This is a genomic window from Kluyvera sp. STS39-E (genome assembly GCF_040932435.1).
GTDB lineage: Bacteria > Pseudomonadota > Gammaproteobacteria > Enterobacterales > Enterobacteriaceae > Kluyvera.
Map to the genome: position 1 here is coordinate 15,608 of NZ_JBFQGA010000003.1, position 15,823 is coordinate 31,430.

Consider the following 15,823-nt stretch of genomic DNA (forward strand, 5'->3'; position numbering starts at 1 on the left):
AATCACTACTATTCAACCTGCCGCTTCCCACTGAACCCGATTGCTATCCTACTGAAATCCGCATTTTGCTGGTCTGCCTCACCTTTTGACGTATTGCCAGCAAGACCCGTTTTTTATCACAATGCAAAATAATAGATTGTTGTTTTCATTGGCTGCCATCGTGCAGGTATAGTGAAAAGACCAGGGTATACGTTGGGTACGGGAGTAGTGAGATGTTTGGCTATCGCAGTAGTGTGCCGAAAGTAAGGTTAACCACCGACCGGTTGGTCGTGCGTCTGGTTCACGACAGGGACGCGTGGCGTCTGGCCGATTATTACGCGGAGAATCGGCAGTTTTTGAAACCCTGGGAACCTATCCGTGACGATAGCCACTGCTACCCTTCGGGCTGGCAGGCGCGGTTGTCGATGATTAATGAATTCCATAAACAGGGAACCGCCTTTTATTTCGCGCTGCTCGATCCCGAAGAGAAAGAGATAATCGGCGTCGCCAATTTTTCCAACGTGGTGCGCGGCTCATTTCATGCCTGCTATCTTGGCTACTCCATCAGCCAGAAGTGGCAGGGGCAGGGGATGATGTATGAAGCGCTCTCCAGCGCTATCCGGTATATGCAGCGTACGCAGCATATTCACCGCATTATGGCGAACTACATGCCGCACAATCAGCGCAGCGGTGACCTGCTGGCGAGATTGGGCTTTGAGAAAGAAGGGTACGCAAAAGAGTATTTGCTGATTGACGGCGAGTGGCGCGACCATGTGCTTACGGCGTTAACCACCCCACAATGGACCGCCGGTCGATAAGGAGACAACCATGAAATACCAATTGAACCCGCAGGAAGCTCGCGTTATCGGCTGCTTACTGGAAAAACAGGTCACCACCCCCGAGCAATATCCTTTATCTATTAATGGCGTGGTTACGGCCTGCAATCAGAAAACCAATCGCGAACCGGTGATGACGCTCAGTGAAGCACAAGTGCAGGACCAGCTCGATACGCTGGTCAAACGTCACTACCTGCGTACGGTCAGTGGTTTTGGTAATCGGGTGACAAAATACGAACAGCGTTTTTGTAATTCAGAATTTGGCGATCTCAAGCTCTCAACGGCCGAAGTGGCGCTGGTGACCACGCTGCTGCTGCGCGGTGCACAAACGCCGGGTGAACTGCGTGGACGCGCTCAGCGGATGCATGAATTTGGCGATATGGCGGAAGTTGAATCGACCCTTGAACGTCTGGCCAATCGTGAAGATGGTCCTTTCGTGGTCCGTCTGCCGCGCGAGCCGGGGAAAAGAGAAAGTCGCTATATGCATTTGTTTAGCGGTGAGGTTGACGTACAGGCGATAGTCTCCGCTCAGCAAGATGCTCCGCTGATTGACGACGACCTACGTTCACGCGTTGATGCGCTGGAAGGCGAGGTTGCCGAACTGAAACAGCGCCTAGATTCACTGCTGGCGCATCTCGGGGAATAAACAAATGGCTAAAATTCGCATTGGCGTAGTCGGGCTTGGCGGCATCGCCCAAAAAGCGTGGCTGCCGGTGTTAAGCGCCGCCACCGACTGGACGCTGCAGGCGGCGTGGTCGCCGGGGAAAGAAAAAGCACTGCGGGTGTGTGAAACCTATCGCATCCCTTATGCCGAGTCGTTAACGGCGCTCGCCGCTCAGTGTGACGCAGTATTTGTGCACAGCTCTACCGCTTCGCATTACGCCGTGGTGAGCGAACTGCTCAATGCCGGGGTGCATGTTTGTGTCGATAAACCATTGGCCGATAAGCTCGATGATGCCGAGCGGCTGGTGGCCCTTGCTGCCCGCAAAAACCTCACCCTGATGGTTGGTTTTAACCGTCGTTTCTCGCCGCTGTATCGCGAGCTCAAGCAAAGTGCAGGCGAGATGTCATCGCTGCGCATGGATAAACACCGTGCCGACAGCGTCGGGCCGCACGACCTGCGTTTTACGCTGCTGGACGACTATCTGCATGTTGTGGATACCGCGCTGTGGCTGGCGGACGGCAACGCAAAACTCAGCGGCGGAACCTTACAGACTACCGATGAAGGCTGCATGTTCTATGCTGAGCATCACTTCAGTCAGCCCGGTCTACAAATTACGACCAGCATGCATCGCCGCGCCGGTAGCCAGCGCGAATGGGTGCAGGCGGTGGCGGACGGCGGGCTGTTTGAAGTGACGGATATGCGTGAGTGGCGCGAAGAACGTGGTGCTGGCATCGTCACGCGGGCCATTCCTGGTTGGCAGACAACCCTCGAACAGCGTGGTTTTGCCGGTTGCGCCCGTCACTTTATTGAATGCGTGCAAAATCAGACGGTTCCGGATACCGCCGGTGAGCAGGCAATTTATGCCCAGCGTATCGTGGAAGGGCTGTGGCGCGAGGCTATTAGGGAATAATCAGCTGTAACATCTGGCAGTAGCAATTCATCTCGAACCCGGTAGACTAACGCCACTTTTTCAGCGCTTGTCTACCGGGCGCGCCTTTCCAGGTTGTGGAATCACAGATTAATGAACCTACTCAAATCGCTGGCAGCCGTCAGCTCGATGACCATGTTTTCGCGCGTGTTGGGATTTGCGCGTGATGCGATAGTCGCAAGGGTATTTGGTGCCGGTATGGCAACCGATGCCTTTTTCGTGGCGTTTAAGCTGCCCAATCTCCTACGGCGTATTTTTGCTGAAGGGGCATTTTCTCAGGCATTTGTACCGATTCTCGCTGAGTACAAAAGCAAGCAAGGGGAAGATGCAACCCGCGTATTCGTCTCCTATGTGTCGGGTCTGCTGACGTTGGCGCTGGCACTGGTGACGGTGCTGGGGATGATTGCAGCACCGTGGGTGATTACCCTCACCGCGCCCGGTTTTGCTGATACCGCAGATAAATTTGCCCTTACCACGCAGCTGCTTAGGATCACTTTCCCTTATATTCTGCTGATTTCACTGGCATCGCTGGTTGGCGCAATCCTCAATACTTGGAACCGTTTCTCCGTTCCTGCGTTTGCTCCTACTTTCCTAAACGTCAGCATGATTGGCTTCGCGCTGTTTGCTGCACCGCATTTTAATCCACCGGTGCTGGCGCTGGCGTGGGCGGTAACGGTCGGTGGCGTGCTGCAGTTGGCCTACCAGTTGCCGCACCTAAAGAAAATCGGCATGTTGGTGCTGCCACGAATTAACCTCAAAGATGCGGGCGCGGTTCGCGTCGTAAAACAAATGGGGCCGGCTATTCTTGGCGTTTCCGTGAGCCAGATTTCGCTTATCATCAACACCATATTTGCCTCTTTCCTCGCGTCCGGTTCTGTCTCCTGGATGTACTATGCCGACCGTCTGATGGAGTTTCCATCTGGAGTGCTGGGCGTAGCACTGGGGACTATCCTGCTGCCGTCGCTGTCGAAAAGCTTCTCGAGCGGCAACCACGATGAATACTGCCGCCTGATGGACTGGGGCCTGCGCCTGTGCTTCCTGCTCGCCTTGCCAAGCGCCGTAGCGCTGGGGATTTTGGCTAAGCCGCTGACGGTTGCGCTGTTCCAGTACGGTAAATTCACCGCCTTTGACGCCATGATGACCCAGCGTGCGCTGGTGGCTTACTCGGTCGGCCTGATGGGGCTGATTATCGTTAAGGTGCTGGCTCCGGGCTTCTACTCACGCCAAGATATTAAAACGCCGGTCAAAATCGCTATTGTGACACTGATTATGACCCAGTTGATGAACCTCGCCTTTATTGGTCCGTTCAAACACGCGGGATTGGCGCTGTCGATTGGTCTGGCGGCCTGTCTTAACGCGGCGCTGCTTTACTGGCAGTTGCGTAAACAGAAAATCTTTACCCCGCAGCCAGGCTGGCGCGTGTTCTCAGCGCGTCTTGTGGTCGCGGTTCTGGTGATGGCTGCCGCACTTCTCGGCATGATATATGTGATGCCAGAGTGGTCTGTGGGGACGATGCCGTATCGTCTGCTACGCCTGATGGGCGTGGTGTTGGTTGGGATTGTTGCGTACTTTGCGACGCTGGCAATTCTGGGCTTCAAGATTAAAGAGTTTGCCCGCCGGACGGCGTAAGCAAAAGGGACGCGCGGGGCATATTAGGTTGCCCCGCGAGTACTAAACTGAAAATTTCTTCGCGCTACGCGCCAAACTCACACCTGCCGTCTGCCCATCTTTGCCGTAAAGCCCCGTTTCTTGGAACGGCTTTAAGACGTCAATCGCCTGCTGATTGCGCGTAATCTGGCCTTCAAGCAACCAGCCGTTATGCTGATTGACCCGGCGAAGATGCTGGGTGGTATCGGTGATAGCTTGCCAGCGCGAGCTAACATCGTCTTCGGCGTTACGCTGCGCGGTTTGTTCAACCCGGCGCTGTTTCTCTAGGTAGTCGAGCGTTGCCAACAGAGAGCTTTTTTCTTCTGTAATGCTGGCAAGCTGCAGGCCATCCACGTTGCCCGCGGAAAGCTGCTGTTGCTCAGCATCCATCACCTCTTTGAGTGAGTTGAGGATGCTGGTCATTTGGTCCAGTATTGCTGACAAACCGCTCATCTCTCTATTTACTCTGCAGATATTCTTGCGTGTCCTGAATTAATGCGTCGGCAATTTTGCCGGTGTCCATTTTTAAGTCGCCGTTACGGATGGCTGTTTTCAGTTCTTCAACGCGAGCCATATTAATGTCGCGGCTGTCAGAACGGGTCAATGCCGTCTGCGCATTGCTTAACGTCACGCTGGCGCTGGTCGCCGTGGCGGTTTTTTCAGCACGTGCTTTCTGGGCGCTAGCTTCCGGGGTTTCGCGCGGCTGTACGGTGGTGACAGCTTTCAGAGGTGATGTACGATCGATGCTCATGGTTCTTTCCTCATGGAGGCTCTTGTATGGCGCAGGCGCCGACTCTCATTAATTGTTAATTATCTATCGGCAAGCGACGCAGTTTCTTTATGACGTTTATAGATTAATCAGAATATTCCCATCAGTATTGACCTGTCCGCTCACCACCTGCCCGGACGGCATTCGCACCCGCGCGCTTTGCGCGACGGAGGCATTATTTAATGCTTGGCCTTCACTGTTGATACTAAATCCTTCTCCTTGCGCAATCACCAGCACCTTCTGACCGGCCTTCACGCGCCATGATTGTCGCACCATGGATAGCGAAATGGGCTGTCCGATAGCGACATCACGCAGACTTATAGCATCTTCGGCCTGTGCCAGAGTCAGCATGGTGCGGGGCGGTAGTTGGTCGAGACGACCACGCATTAGTGTCACGCTCTGCGCCTCAATTGGCGTGCCGCGCACAATGGGCGCGGCGGCAACAACGTACTCGCCGATAGCCTGCACGTTAACCTGCAAAAATTGTTTCACGTTTCCACACTGCGCCTGCACCGTCAGATTTCCCCACAGCTTCGCGTTTCCCGGCGTATTAAATGTCGGTTGATCACAGCTGAGCTTCAGATTTTGTGCATTGCGCAAGCTAACGCTGACTTCCGTACTAAATCCGGTTAACCGAGCGCTGAAAAAATCAGTCAATTGGGTCTGGATATCAGCAGCCTGAGCAAACGAGCTCAAAGCCAGAAGTGCCGCGGTAACGGGGGCAATAAGCTGACGCATTGAACGCTCCTGTGGATGGTGAATGTATGCATTTTACCCAACTTGTGCCGACATCAACGCAATAAATAGCGACGCATATTGCGTTTATTCCAACGATGAAGCACATGCCTGGAGAATTAAGCTGTTCGCTGAAACTTTGTCATTAGCGGAGGAGACATGCTCGATAAACTCGACGCCGCACTACGTTTTCAGCAAGAAGCTCTAAACCTGCGCGCTGAGCGCCAGGAGATTCTGGCCTCTAATATCGCCAACGCTGATACCCCAGGGTTTCAGGCGCGCGATATTGATTTTGCCAGTGAACTTAAAAAAGTAATGGCGCGCGGGCGCGCGGAAAACAGCGGCGTTGCGCTGACGCTAACCTCTTCACGCCACATCCCCGCACAGACTATCTCGACGCCTGAAGCCGATTTGCTGTACCGCATTCCCGACCAGCCTGCGATGGATGGTAACACCGTCGATATGGACCGGGAACGCACGCAGTTTGCCGATAACAGCCTCCAGTACCAGACCGGACTGACGGTTCTGGGTGGACAAATCAAGGGCATGATGAGTGTCCTGCAGCAGGGGAACTAACCCATGGCATTACTCAATATCTTCGACGTTGCCGGCTCTGCGCTAACCGCACAGTCCAAGCGTCTGAACGTCGCCGCCAGTAACTTGGCAAACGCCGACAGCGTCGCCGGGCCGGACGGACAGCCGTATCGCGCTAAGCAGGTGGTTTTCCAGGTTGATGCGCCAATTGGCGCGGCAACCGGCGGTGTGAAAGTCGCCGACGTGGTGGAAAGCCAGGATCCCGACAAGCTGGTTTATCAGCCCGGGAATCCGCTGGCCGACGCCAAAGGCTATGTCCGCATGCCGAATGTGGATGTGGTGGGAGAGATGGTGAACACCATGTCAGCGTCGCGCAGCTACCAGGCGAACGTTGAGGTGCTCAATACCGTTAAAAGTATGATGCTCAAAACGTTGACGCTGGGACAATAAGGAGATAACCGATGTCCATCGTAGCCAATATTAACGACACCACAAGCAGCCAAGCTGCGTCCTCGTCGTCGTCGGTCAGCAGCACCGGCACCAACAGCTCTTCCGACCTGCAAAGCAGCTTTCTGACGCTGCTGGTGGCGCAGTTGAAAAACCAAGACCCCACTAACCCGTTGCAGAACAACGAACTGACTTCGCAGCTCGCGCAGATAAGCACCCTGAGCGGCATTGAGAAGCTCAACACCACGCTGGGTTCCATCTCCGGGCAAATCGATAGCGGCCAGTCGTTACAGGCCAGTTCGCTGGTCGGTCGCGGCGTGATGATCCCAGGCTCTACCATTCTTGCCGGAAAAAACAGCACCAGCGAAAGCGTGGATACCACGCCGTTCGGCATTGAGCTGACGCAGGCGGCTGAGAAGGTCACCGCGACCATCACCGATGGCACCGGCAAAGTGGTTCGCACCTTGAACATGGGCGCGCAGACCGCCGGTGTTCATACCTTTACCTGGGATGGCAAGCTGGACGATGGTTCAGCGGCGCCGGATGGCGCATACAACATCAGTTTTGCCGCCAGTCAGGGAACCACGCAGTTGGTGGTTCAGCCGTTGCAATTTGCTCTGGTGCAGGGCGTTACCTTGGGCAAAGACGGCAACAAACTGGATTTGGGCACGTACGGCACTACCACGCTGGATCAGGTTCGCCAGATTATTTAAGCCTTTAACTATTTCAGGAGAGACGTTATGGCCTTTTCACAAGCGGTCAGCGGTTTAAACGCGGCTGCCACTAACCTCGATGTTATCGGCAACAACATCGCCAACTCCGCGACCTACGGTTTTAAATCAGGGTCGGCGTCGTTTGCCGATATGTTCGCCGGTTCCAAAGTGGGCCTAGGCGTTAAAGTCGCGGGGATAACCCAAGACTTTACCGATGGCACCACCACCAGTACCGGCCGTGCACTGGACGTCGCTATCAGTCAGAACGGTTTCTTCCGTCTGGTCGATACCAACGGCGCGGTGTACTACAGCCGTAACGGCCAGTTCTCGCTCGACGAGAACCGTAACCTGGTGAACTCCCAGGGGCTGAATCTGACCGGTTATCCGGCAAGCGGTACGCCACCGACCATCCAGCAGGGGGCGAACCCGGTGGCGCTGTCGATTCCAAACACGCTGATGTCAGCGAAGTCATCGACTTCCGGCACCATGCAGATGAACTTGAACTCCACCGATAGCGCTATCACCAAAACCTTCAACCCAAGCGATCCGGATACCTACAGCAAAAAAGGCACCGTGACCGTCTATGACAGCTTGGGTAACTCTCACGACCTGAACGTTTACTACGTGAAAACCGAGGCGAACAAGTGGGATGTCTATACCCAAGACACCAGCGTGAGCGGTGCTGCGTCGGTGAAAGCGGCGCAGATGGAGTTCAGCGAGAGCGGTACGCTGACCTCAGTGTCCGACTACATTGACGATCCGGCAAACCCTGGCACCTTGATCTTGGGCCCGGCAAATGCTGACCCGGCCATCAATATCGGCGTTGCCTCACTGAATGGCTCCCAGGCCGGTACTTTTAGCCTCAGCTTCCTCAACTCCATGCAGCAGAACACCGGCTCCAGCGACGTGGTCGCCACCACCCAGAACGGTTATGCACCGGGCAGCTTGGTGAGCTATCAGGTCAACGACGATGGCTCGGTGGTAGGGAACTATTCCAACCGTCAAAGCCAACTGCTGGGGCAGATCGTGTTGGCGAACTTCTCCAACACCGGTGGTCTGCAATCGGAAGGTGACAACGTTTGGTCTGCAACCCAGTCCTCTGGCGTCGCGCTGCTGGGAACGGCGGGTACGGGCAACTTCGGCTCGCTGACCAACGGTGCGCTCGAAGCTTCCAACGTCGATCTGAGTAAAGAACTGGTGAACATGATTGTGGCGCAGCGTAACTATCAGTCGAACGCGCAGACCATCAAGACCCAGGATCAGATCCTCAACACGCTGGTTAACCTGCGTTAATTTTCTAACAGGGTGACGTCATGGATCACGCGATATACACGGCAATGGGCGCCGCCAGCCAGACCATGCAGCAGCAGTCGGTCACGGCGAGCAACCTTGCTAACACTTCCACGCCGGGCTTTCGCGCACAGCTAACTGCGATGCGCGCGGTGCCGGTGGTGGGGCCTAGCGTGGAAACACGTACATTGGTCGCCGCCACCACGCCGGGAGCGGATATGACGCCGGGGCAGTTGGATTATACCGCGCGTCCCCTAGACGTTGCGGTTCAGCAAGACGGCTGGCTGGCGGTGCAATCGGTCGATGGCAGCGAAGGCTATACCCGTAACGGCAATATCCAGGTCAGTCCGACCGGACAGCTGACAATCCAAGGCCATCCGGTTATCGGTGAAGCCGGGCCGCTCAGCGTACCGGAAGGCTCGCAGGTGACTATTGCATCGGACGGCACGATTTCGGCGCTGACGCCGGGCGATCCGGCGAACACGGTATCACCGGTTGGTAAGTTGAAGGTGGTTAAAGCCAACGCGACGGAAGTGGCTCGCGGTGATGATGGATTGTTCCATCTCACCCCGTCGGCCATCGCCACACGTGGGCCAATTTTACAGGCTGACCCAACGCTGCGCCTGCAGTCCGGCGTGCTGGAAGGAAGCAACGTGAAACCGGTGGCGGCGATGGCGGATATGATCGCCAGCTCGCGCCGATTTGAAATGCAGATGAAGGTTATCAGCAGCGTGGATGAAAACACGCAGAAAGCTAACCAGTTGCTGTCAATGAGCTAAGGAAAACTATGATCAGTTCATTATGGATCGCGAAAACCGGTCTCGACGCGCAGCAAACCAATATGGACGTTATCGCCAACAACTTGGCCAACGTCAGTACCAATGGTTTTAAGCGCCAGCGCGCGGTGTTTGAAGACTTGCTCTATCAGACCGTTCGCCAACCGGGTGCGCAATCATCCGAACAAACGACGCTGCCTTCAGGCCTGCAGATTGGTACCGGTGTGCGCCCAGTGGCCACCGAGCGCCTGCACAGCCAGGGCAACCTGTCACAGACCAACAACAGCAAAGATGTGGCAATCAAAGGCGACGGGTTCTTCCAGATCCTGCTGCCGGACGGCTCGTCTGGCTATACCCGCGACGGCTCGTTCCAGGTCGATCAGAATGGTCAGTTGGTCACTGCCAGCGGCTATCAGGTACAGCCGGCTATCACCATTCCGGCGAACGCCATCAGCATCACGATTGGGCGCGACGGCATCGTCAGCGTGACCCAACAGGGGCAGGCGAACCCGGTGCAGGTGGGACAGCTGAACCTGTCGACCTTTATGAACGACACCGGCCTCGAAAGTATTGGTGAAAACCTGTACATCGAAACGCAGGCTTCGGGCGCGCCGAATGACACCACGCCAGGCTTAAACGGCGCGGGTCTGCTGTATCAAGGATATGTAGAGACCTCGAACGTCAACGTGGCGGAAGAACTGGTCAATATGATTCAGGTACAACGTGCGTATGAGATCAACAGTAAAGCGGTATCGACGACCGATCAGATGCTGCAAAAACTGACGCAGCTGTAAGGGCGTAACCGATCGCCTGATGGTGGCGCTTGCGCGTCTTATCCGGCCTACAAATGATGAAGGACCGTAGGCCGGATAAGGCGACAGCCGCCATCCGGCATTCCGTAGCCCGGACGAGCAAAGCGACTCCGGGATCTCTCGGAGCAAACTTTAAGATTCATAAAGAAGAAAGCAATGCAAAAATCCGCAGCGTTTCGTTTTCCGCTTTTAACCGCCGTCGCCATTAGCGTGGCGGGATGTGCATTGATTCCATCAAAACCGTTGGTGGAAGGCGCAACGACGGCCCAGCCGATCCCAGGCCCGGTGCCGGTGGTTAACGGCTCTATCTTTCAGACCGCGCAGCCAATTAACTACGGCTATCAGCCGCTGTTTGAAGATCGCCGTCCGCGCAATATCGGCGATACGCTGACCATCCAGCTGCAGGAAAACGTCAGTGCGAGCAAAAGCTCGTCGGCGAACGCCAGCCGCGATGGCAAAACCAGTTTCGGCTTCGACACCGTGCCGCGCTACCTGCAGGGCCTGTTTGGCAATGCGCGCGCCGATGTGGACGCTTCCGGTGGCAACACCTTTAACGGCAAAGGCGGCGCGAACGCCAGCAATACCTTTAGCGGCACGTTGACCGTGACCGTCGATCAGGTATTGGTCAACGGTAACCTGCACGTGGTCGGTGAAAAACAGATTGCGATTAACCAGGGCACCGAATTTATCCGCTTCTCCGGGGTGGTCAACCCGCGCACCATCAGCGGCAGCAACACCGTGCCTTCGACGCAGGTGGCGGATGCGCGTATCGAATACGTGGGCAATGGCTATATCAACGAAGCACAGAATATGGGCTGGCTGCAGCGTTTCTTCCTTAACTTATCGCCGATGTAACGAGGTGAATTATGTTTAAAACACTGCTAACCCTGGCTCTGGTGTTGGTCACCGGCCTTGCGCACGGCGAACGTATCCGCGATCTCACCAGCGTGCAGGGGGTAAGGGAAAACTCCCTGATAGGCTACGGTCTGGTCGTGGGGCTAGACGGTACGGGTGACCAGACGACGCAGACGCCGTTTACCACCCAGACGCTGAATAACATGCTGTCCCAGTTGGGGATCACCGTTCCGGCGGGCACCAACATGCAGCTGAAAAACGTGGCAGCGGTCATGGTGACGGCCCAGCTCCCGGCATTTGGCCGTCAGGGGCAGAATATCGACGTTGTGGTGTCGTCGATGGGTAACGCTAAAAGTCTGCGCGGCGGCACGCTGCTGATGACGCCGCTCAAGGGCGTTGACAGCCAGGTCTATGCGCTGGCGCAGGGCAACATCTTGGTCGGCGGCGCGGGCGCGTCGGCGGGTGGCAGCAGCGTGCAGGTTAACCAGCTAAACGGCGGGCGAATTACCGGCGGGGCGACCATTGAGCGTGAACTGCCAAGCCAGTTTGGCGCGGGCAACACCATTAACCTGCAGCTCAACGATGACGACTTCACCATGGCGCAGCAGATTGCCGACACCATCAACCGCCGCAGCAGCATGGGCAATGCAACCGCGCTTGACGCCCGTACCGTTCAGGTTCGTGCGCCATCCGGCGGCAGCGGCCAGGTACGACTGTTGGCTGATATCCAGAATCTGGAAGTGGGCATGCCGCCGCAGGATGCGAAGATTATTATCAACTCGCGTACCGGTTCGGTGGTCATGAACCGCGAAGTGACGCTGGATACCTGCGCGGTAGCACAGGGTAACCTCTCGGTCTCGGTCAACCGCTCAGCGCAGGTTAGCCAGCCGGATACGCCGTTTGCCGGTGGGCGAACCGTGGTGACCCCGCAAACACAGATTGACCTGCGTCAGAGCGGCGGCTCGCTGCAGAGCGTGCGTGCCAGCGCCAATCTTAACAACGTGGTTCGTGCGCTGAATGCCTTGGGCGCCACGCCGATGGAGCTGATGTCTATCATCCAGGCGATGCAGAGCGCGGGCTGTCTGCGGGCGAAAGTGGAGATTGTCTAATGTTGACTGACAGCAAATTACTGGCCAGCGCCGCCTGGGACTCGCAGTCGTTAAACGAACTCAAGACCAAAGCCGGGCAAGATCCGCAGGCCAACCTCCGGCCGGTAGCGCGGCAGGTTGAGGGGATGTTCGTGCAGATGATGTTGAAAAGTATGCGTGAAACGCTGCCGAAAGACGGCCTTTTCAGTAGCGACCAGACGCGGCTTTATACCAGTATGTACGACCAGCAAATCGCCCAGCAGATGACCGCTGGTAAGGGCCTTGGCCTAGCGGAGGAGATGGTTAAACAGCTGTCAGCTCAGCAGCAGGAGCCCGCAGAGAGTGCGGGCCAGATCCCTATGAAGTTCGATATGCAGACCGTCACCAGCTACCAGAATGCGGCACTGACGCAAATGGTGCGTAAGGCGCTGCCAAAAGCGCCGGACAACAGCGATACGCCGCTGTCCGGCGATTCGAAAGACTTCTTAGCTCAGCTTTCCCTCCCGGCACGTTTGGCGAGCGAGCAGAGCGGTATACCGCATCATCTGATTTTGGCGCAGGCGGCGCTGGAATCGGGGTGGGGGCAGCGGCAAATCCGCCGGGAAAACGGCGAGCCGAGCTTCAACTTGTTTGGCGTAAAAGCATCTGGCGACTGGAAAGGCAAAGTCACGGAAATTACGACCACCGAGTTTGAAAACGGCGAGGCGAAAAAGGTGAAAGCCAAATTCCGCGTCTACAGCTCGTATCTGGAGGCGCTGTCGGATTACGTTGGCCTCCTGACCCGCAATCCACGCTATGCGGCGGTGACCTCGGCGTCGACGGCGGAAGCCGGTGCACAGGCGTTGCAGAACGCCGGTTACGCCACCGATCCTCAGTATGCGCGTAAATTAACCAGCATGATTCAGCAGCTGAAATCGATGAGCGACAAGGTCAGTAATACCTACCGTGATTCTCTCGAAAATCTGTTCTGATTTGCCTCAAGTTTGCAGACCGCCATCCGATAAGTAATACCATGGCCTTAAGAAGGAGCGTTCATGTCCAGTTTAATTAACAGCGCGATGAGCGGGTTGAATGCCGCTCAGGCGGCGCTGAACACCACCAGTAACAACATTGCGAGCTACAACGTGGCGGGATACACCCGCCAGACGACGGTGCTGGCGTCAGCCAACAGTACGCTGGGTGCAGGCGGTTGGGTGGGCAATGGCGTTAACGTTTCCAGCGTGCAGCGTGAATACAACGCTTTTATCACCAACCAACTGCGGTCGGCGCAAAACCAGAGCAGCGGCTTAACGTCGCGTTACGAGCAGGTGTCGAAAATCGACAGCATGATCTCCAGCTCAACCAATAATCTGTCGACGACGCTACAGGACTTTTTCAGCAGCCTGCAAACGCTGGTGAGCAACGCGGAAGATCCGGCGGCTCGTCAGACTGTCCTTGGTAAAGCCGACGGCGTCGTGAACCAGTTTAAAGTCGTTGACCAGTATCTGCGCGATCAGGATAAGCAGGTTAACCTGTCTATCTCCTCGACGGTCGGACTGGTGAATAACTACTCCTCGCAGATTGCCAGCCTCAACGACAAGATTGCACGGTTGACCGGCGTCGGCGCGGGTGCATCGCCAAACGACCTGCTCGACCAGCGCGACCAGTTGGTCAGCGAACTCAACAAGCTGGTGGGTGTGGAAGTTAACATCCAGGATGGCAGCACCTACAACATCACCATGGCGAACGGTTACACCCTCGTTGCAGGTAACAAAGCCAGCCAGCTGGCGGCGGTGCCAAGCAGCGCGGATCCAAACCGTACGACAGTGGCCTATGTTGATAACGTGGCGGGCAACGTCGAAATTCCAGAAAAAATGATCACCACCGGTTCGTTGGGCGGCCTGCTGACATTCCGTTCACAGGATCTTGACCAGACGCGCAACAGCCTTAACCAGATGGCGCTGGCCTTTGCCGACGCGTTTAACACCGTGCATAAGCAGGGCATTGATGCGGATGGTAAGGATGGCGTTGATTTCTTCGACTTCGGCAAGCCGTCGGCGATATCCAACAGCAAAAATGCCGGCGACGCTGAACTGTCAGTGAAGATGGATAAGTCTTCTGCCGTCCAGGCAACGGACTACAAAGTGGTGAAAACCGACAGCGGCTGGGAAGTGACGCGCACTTCAGATAACACCAAAGTCACCTTGGATTCGAGCAGCGATCTGGCGAATGGCGTGCTGAAGTTTGATGGGCTAACGGTGACTGCCGCGATTAAGACGGGTGGTACCGATCCTGCGCAGACGGGCGACAGCTTTATCGTCAAACCGGTAAGCGACACTATCGTTAATATGGATGTGGCTATCAGCAGCGAATCGCAGATTGCGATGGGGCTGCCGACGAGCGACCCGACCAATACTGATCCTGGCGACGGCGAGAGCGATAACCGCAACGGTCAGGCGCTGCTGGATTTGCAAAACAGCAAGATAGTCGGCGGCTCGAAAAGCTTTAACGATGCTTATGCTGCGCTGGTGAGCTCTGTTGGCACCAAAACCGCGACCATGAAGAGCAGCAGCACCACTCAGGCAAACGTGGTTACGCAGTTGAGCAATCAGCAGCAGTCTATCTCCGGCGTTAACCTTGACGAAGAGTACGGCAACCTGCAGCTGTTCCAACAGTACTATCTGGCTAATGCGCAGGTGCTGCAAACTGCAAGCACGCTTTTCGACGCATTAATTAATATCCGCTAAGGAAGGGGCATAGCATGCGCGTCAGTACCTTAATGATGTACCAGCAGAATATGAGCGGTATTACTAACTCTCAGTCTGAATGGTTGAAGTACGGTGAGCAGATGTCGACGGGCAAACGGGTCAACCGCGCCTCCGACGACCCAGTTGCCGCTTCCCAAGCCGTTGTGCTGTCTCAGGCGCAGGCGCAAACCGCTCAGTACGCGACCGCGCGTACCTTTGCGACGCAGCGAGTCTCGACGGAAGAGAGCACCTTGAAGCAGGTGACGACGGCAATTCAGTCCGCACAGGAGAAAATCGTCTACGCCGGTAACGGCACCCTGAGCGACGATGACCGCGCCTCGTTGGCGACCGATTTACAGGGTATTCGCGACCAGCTTCTGAACCTTGCAAATAGCCAGGACGGTAACGGACGTTACATCTTTGCGGGTTATAAAACGGAAAAAGCGCCGTTTGATGACACCGGCGCCTATGTCGGTGGCGACATCAACGTTGAGCAACAGGTCGATTCTTCTCGTTCTATGGTGATTGGTCATACTGGTGACCAGATTTTTGCCAGCGTCACCAGCAATGCCAAACCGGATGCGGACGCCAATATCTTTACCGCGCTGGATTCGGCGATTGCGAAATTAAACATACCGGTGGGTGATGACGAAACGCTCAAAGATGAGTCGCAGGCGGCAATTGACCGTACAAACCGTAGTCTGAGCAACTCGCTGAACAACGTGCTGACCGTGCGCGCCGAGCTGGGAACCCAGCTAAACGAGCTGGAAAAACTGGATTCATTGGGCGATGACCGCACGCTGGCGCAAACTCAGCAGATGAGCAACCTCGTGGACGTAGACTGGAACTCGACGATTTCCAACTACACCATGCAGCAAACGGCGCTGCAGGCGGCGTATAAAGCCTTTACCGATATGCAGGGCATGTCGCTGTTCCAACTGAATAAATAATAACATCAAGCTTTGAACATGCCTGGAAACTGGGTATGTTTTTATCGCCCGCGTCACTACCCCGTCGCGGGCTT

At 55.9% G+C, this 15,823-nt stretch carries 18 protein-coding genes; 15 read left to right on the plus strand and 3 right to left on the minus strand.

Annotated features, from left to right (window positions below):
• Positions 1-212 precede the first annotated feature (212 nt).
• The 4 genes from rimJ (at position 213) to murJ (ending at position 4,036) form a co-directional block, all read left to right on the plus strand.
• Positions 213-797 carry a ribosomal protein S5-alanine N-acetyltransferase gene (gene rimJ / locus AB4K05_RS06570; RefSeq protein ID WP_368479195.1) on the plus strand — a complete coding sequence of 195 codons (585 nt, stop codon included), beginning with the start codon at positions 213-215 and terminating at the stop codon, positions 795-797.
• 10 nt (positions 798-807) lie between these two features.
• Complete coding sequence (locus tag AB4K05_RS06575; RefSeq protein WP_368479196.1) at positions 808-1,461, plus strand: YceH family protein; 654 nt, start codon at positions 808-810, stop codon at positions 1,459-1,461.
• Positions 1,462-1,465: 4 nt separating this feature from the next.
• The gene (locus tag AB4K05_RS06580; RefSeq protein ID WP_368479197.1) at positions 1,466-2,389 is read left to right on the plus strand and encodes a Gfo/Idh/MocA family protein; all 924 of its coding nucleotides are present in this window, start codon (positions 1,466-1,468) and stop codon (positions 2,387-2,389) included.
• A 111-nt stretch (positions 2,390-2,500) separates the two neighbouring features.
• Complete coding sequence (gene murJ / locus AB4K05_RS06585; protein ID WP_368479198.1) at positions 2,501-4,036, plus strand: murein biosynthesis integral membrane protein MurJ; 1,536 nt, start codon at positions 2,501-2,503, stop codon at positions 4,034-4,036.
• 42 nt (positions 4,037-4,078) lie between these two features.
• Here murJ and flgN read toward each other — a convergent pair whose 3' ends face one another.
• From flgN to flgA, 3 genes are all read right to left on the minus strand, one after another.
• On the minus strand, positions 4,079-4,507 hold the full coding sequence (gene flgN, locus AB4K05_RS06590; protein ID WP_368479199.1) for a flagella biosynthesis chaperone FlgN: 429 nt from the start codon (positions 4,505-4,507) through the stop codon (positions 4,079-4,081).
• Between the two features lie 4 nt (positions 4,508-4,511).
• Entirely contained in the window at positions 4,512-4,805 is a 294-nt protein-coding gene (flgM, locus tag AB4K05_RS06595) for a flagellar biosynthesis anti-sigma factor FlgM (RefSeq protein WP_368479200.1), read from the minus strand.
• 96 nt (positions 4,806-4,901) lie between these two features.
• Positions 4,902-5,561, minus strand: coding sequence for a flagellar basal body P-ring formation chaperone FlgA (flgA, locus tag AB4K05_RS06600; RefSeq protein WP_368479201.1), 660 nt, complete (start codon positions 5,559-5,561; stop codon positions 4,902-4,904).
• A 156-nt stretch (positions 5,562-5,717) separates the two neighbouring features.
• Between flgA and flgB the strand changes: the two genes are divergently transcribed.
• From flgB to flgL, 11 genes are all read left to right on the plus strand, one after another.
• The gene (gene flgB, locus AB4K05_RS06605) at positions 5,718-6,134 is read left to right on the plus strand and encodes a flagellar basal body rod protein FlgB (protein WP_368479202.1); all 417 of its coding nucleotides are present in this window, start codon (positions 5,718-5,720) and stop codon (positions 6,132-6,134) included.
• Between the two features lie 3 nt (positions 6,135-6,137).
• Positions 6,138-6,542, plus strand: coding sequence for a flagellar basal body rod protein FlgC (gene flgC, locus AB4K05_RS06610; RefSeq protein ID WP_368479203.1), 405 nt, complete (start codon positions 6,138-6,140; stop codon positions 6,540-6,542).
• Between the two features lie 11 nt (positions 6,543-6,553).
• Positions 6,554-7,252, plus strand: coding sequence for a flagellar hook assembly protein FlgD (flgD, locus tag AB4K05_RS06615; RefSeq protein WP_368479204.1), 699 nt, complete (start codon positions 6,554-6,556; stop codon positions 7,250-7,252).
• Positions 7,253-7,279: 27 nt separating this feature from the next.
• Complete coding sequence (gene flgE, locus AB4K05_RS06620) at positions 7,280-8,545, plus strand: flagellar hook protein FlgE (protein ID WP_368479205.1); 1,266 nt, start codon at positions 7,280-7,282, stop codon at positions 8,543-8,545.
• Positions 8,546-8,565: 20 nt separating this feature from the next.
• Positions 8,566-9,321, plus strand: a complete 756-nt coding sequence (locus AB4K05_RS06625) for a flagellar basal body rod protein FlgF (protein ID WP_368479206.1) — start codon at positions 8,566-8,568, stop codon at positions 9,319-9,321.
• An 8-nt stretch (positions 9,322-9,329) separates the two neighbouring features.
• Complete coding sequence (gene flgG / locus AB4K05_RS06630) at positions 9,330-10,112, plus strand: flagellar basal-body rod protein FlgG (protein WP_052285574.1); 783 nt, start codon at positions 9,330-9,332, stop codon at positions 10,110-10,112.
• 174 nt (positions 10,113-10,286) lie between these two features.
• Entirely contained in the window at positions 10,287-10,985 is a 699-nt protein-coding gene (locus tag AB4K05_RS06635; protein ID WP_368479207.1) for a flagellar basal body L-ring protein FlgH, read from the plus strand.
• 11 nt (positions 10,986-10,996) lie between these two features.
• Positions 10,997-12,094 carry a flagellar basal body P-ring protein FlgI gene (locus AB4K05_RS06640; protein ID WP_368479208.1) on the plus strand — a complete coding sequence of 366 codons (1,098 nt, stop codon included), beginning with the start codon at positions 10,997-10,999 and terminating at the stop codon, positions 12,092-12,094.
• On the plus strand, positions 12,094-13,044 hold the full coding sequence (flgJ, locus tag AB4K05_RS06645) for a flagellar assembly peptidoglycan hydrolase FlgJ (protein WP_368479209.1): 951 nt from the start codon (positions 12,094-12,096) through the stop codon (positions 13,042-13,044). The genes AB4K05_RS06640 and flgJ overlap by 1 nt, the downstream gene beginning before the upstream one ends.
• A 63-nt stretch (positions 13,045-13,107) precedes the next feature.
• The gene (gene flgK, locus AB4K05_RS06650; protein WP_368479210.1) at positions 13,108-14,799 is read left to right on the plus strand and encodes a flagellar hook-associated protein FlgK; all 1,692 of its coding nucleotides are present in this window, start codon (positions 13,108-13,110) and stop codon (positions 14,797-14,799) included.
• 14 nt (positions 14,800-14,813) lie between these two features.
• Complete coding sequence (gene flgL / locus AB4K05_RS06655; RefSeq protein ID WP_368479211.1) at positions 14,814-15,749, plus strand: flagellar hook-associated protein FlgL; 936 nt, start codon at positions 14,814-14,816, stop codon at positions 15,747-15,749.
• The last annotated feature ends 74 nt before the right edge of the window (positions 15,750-15,823 follow it).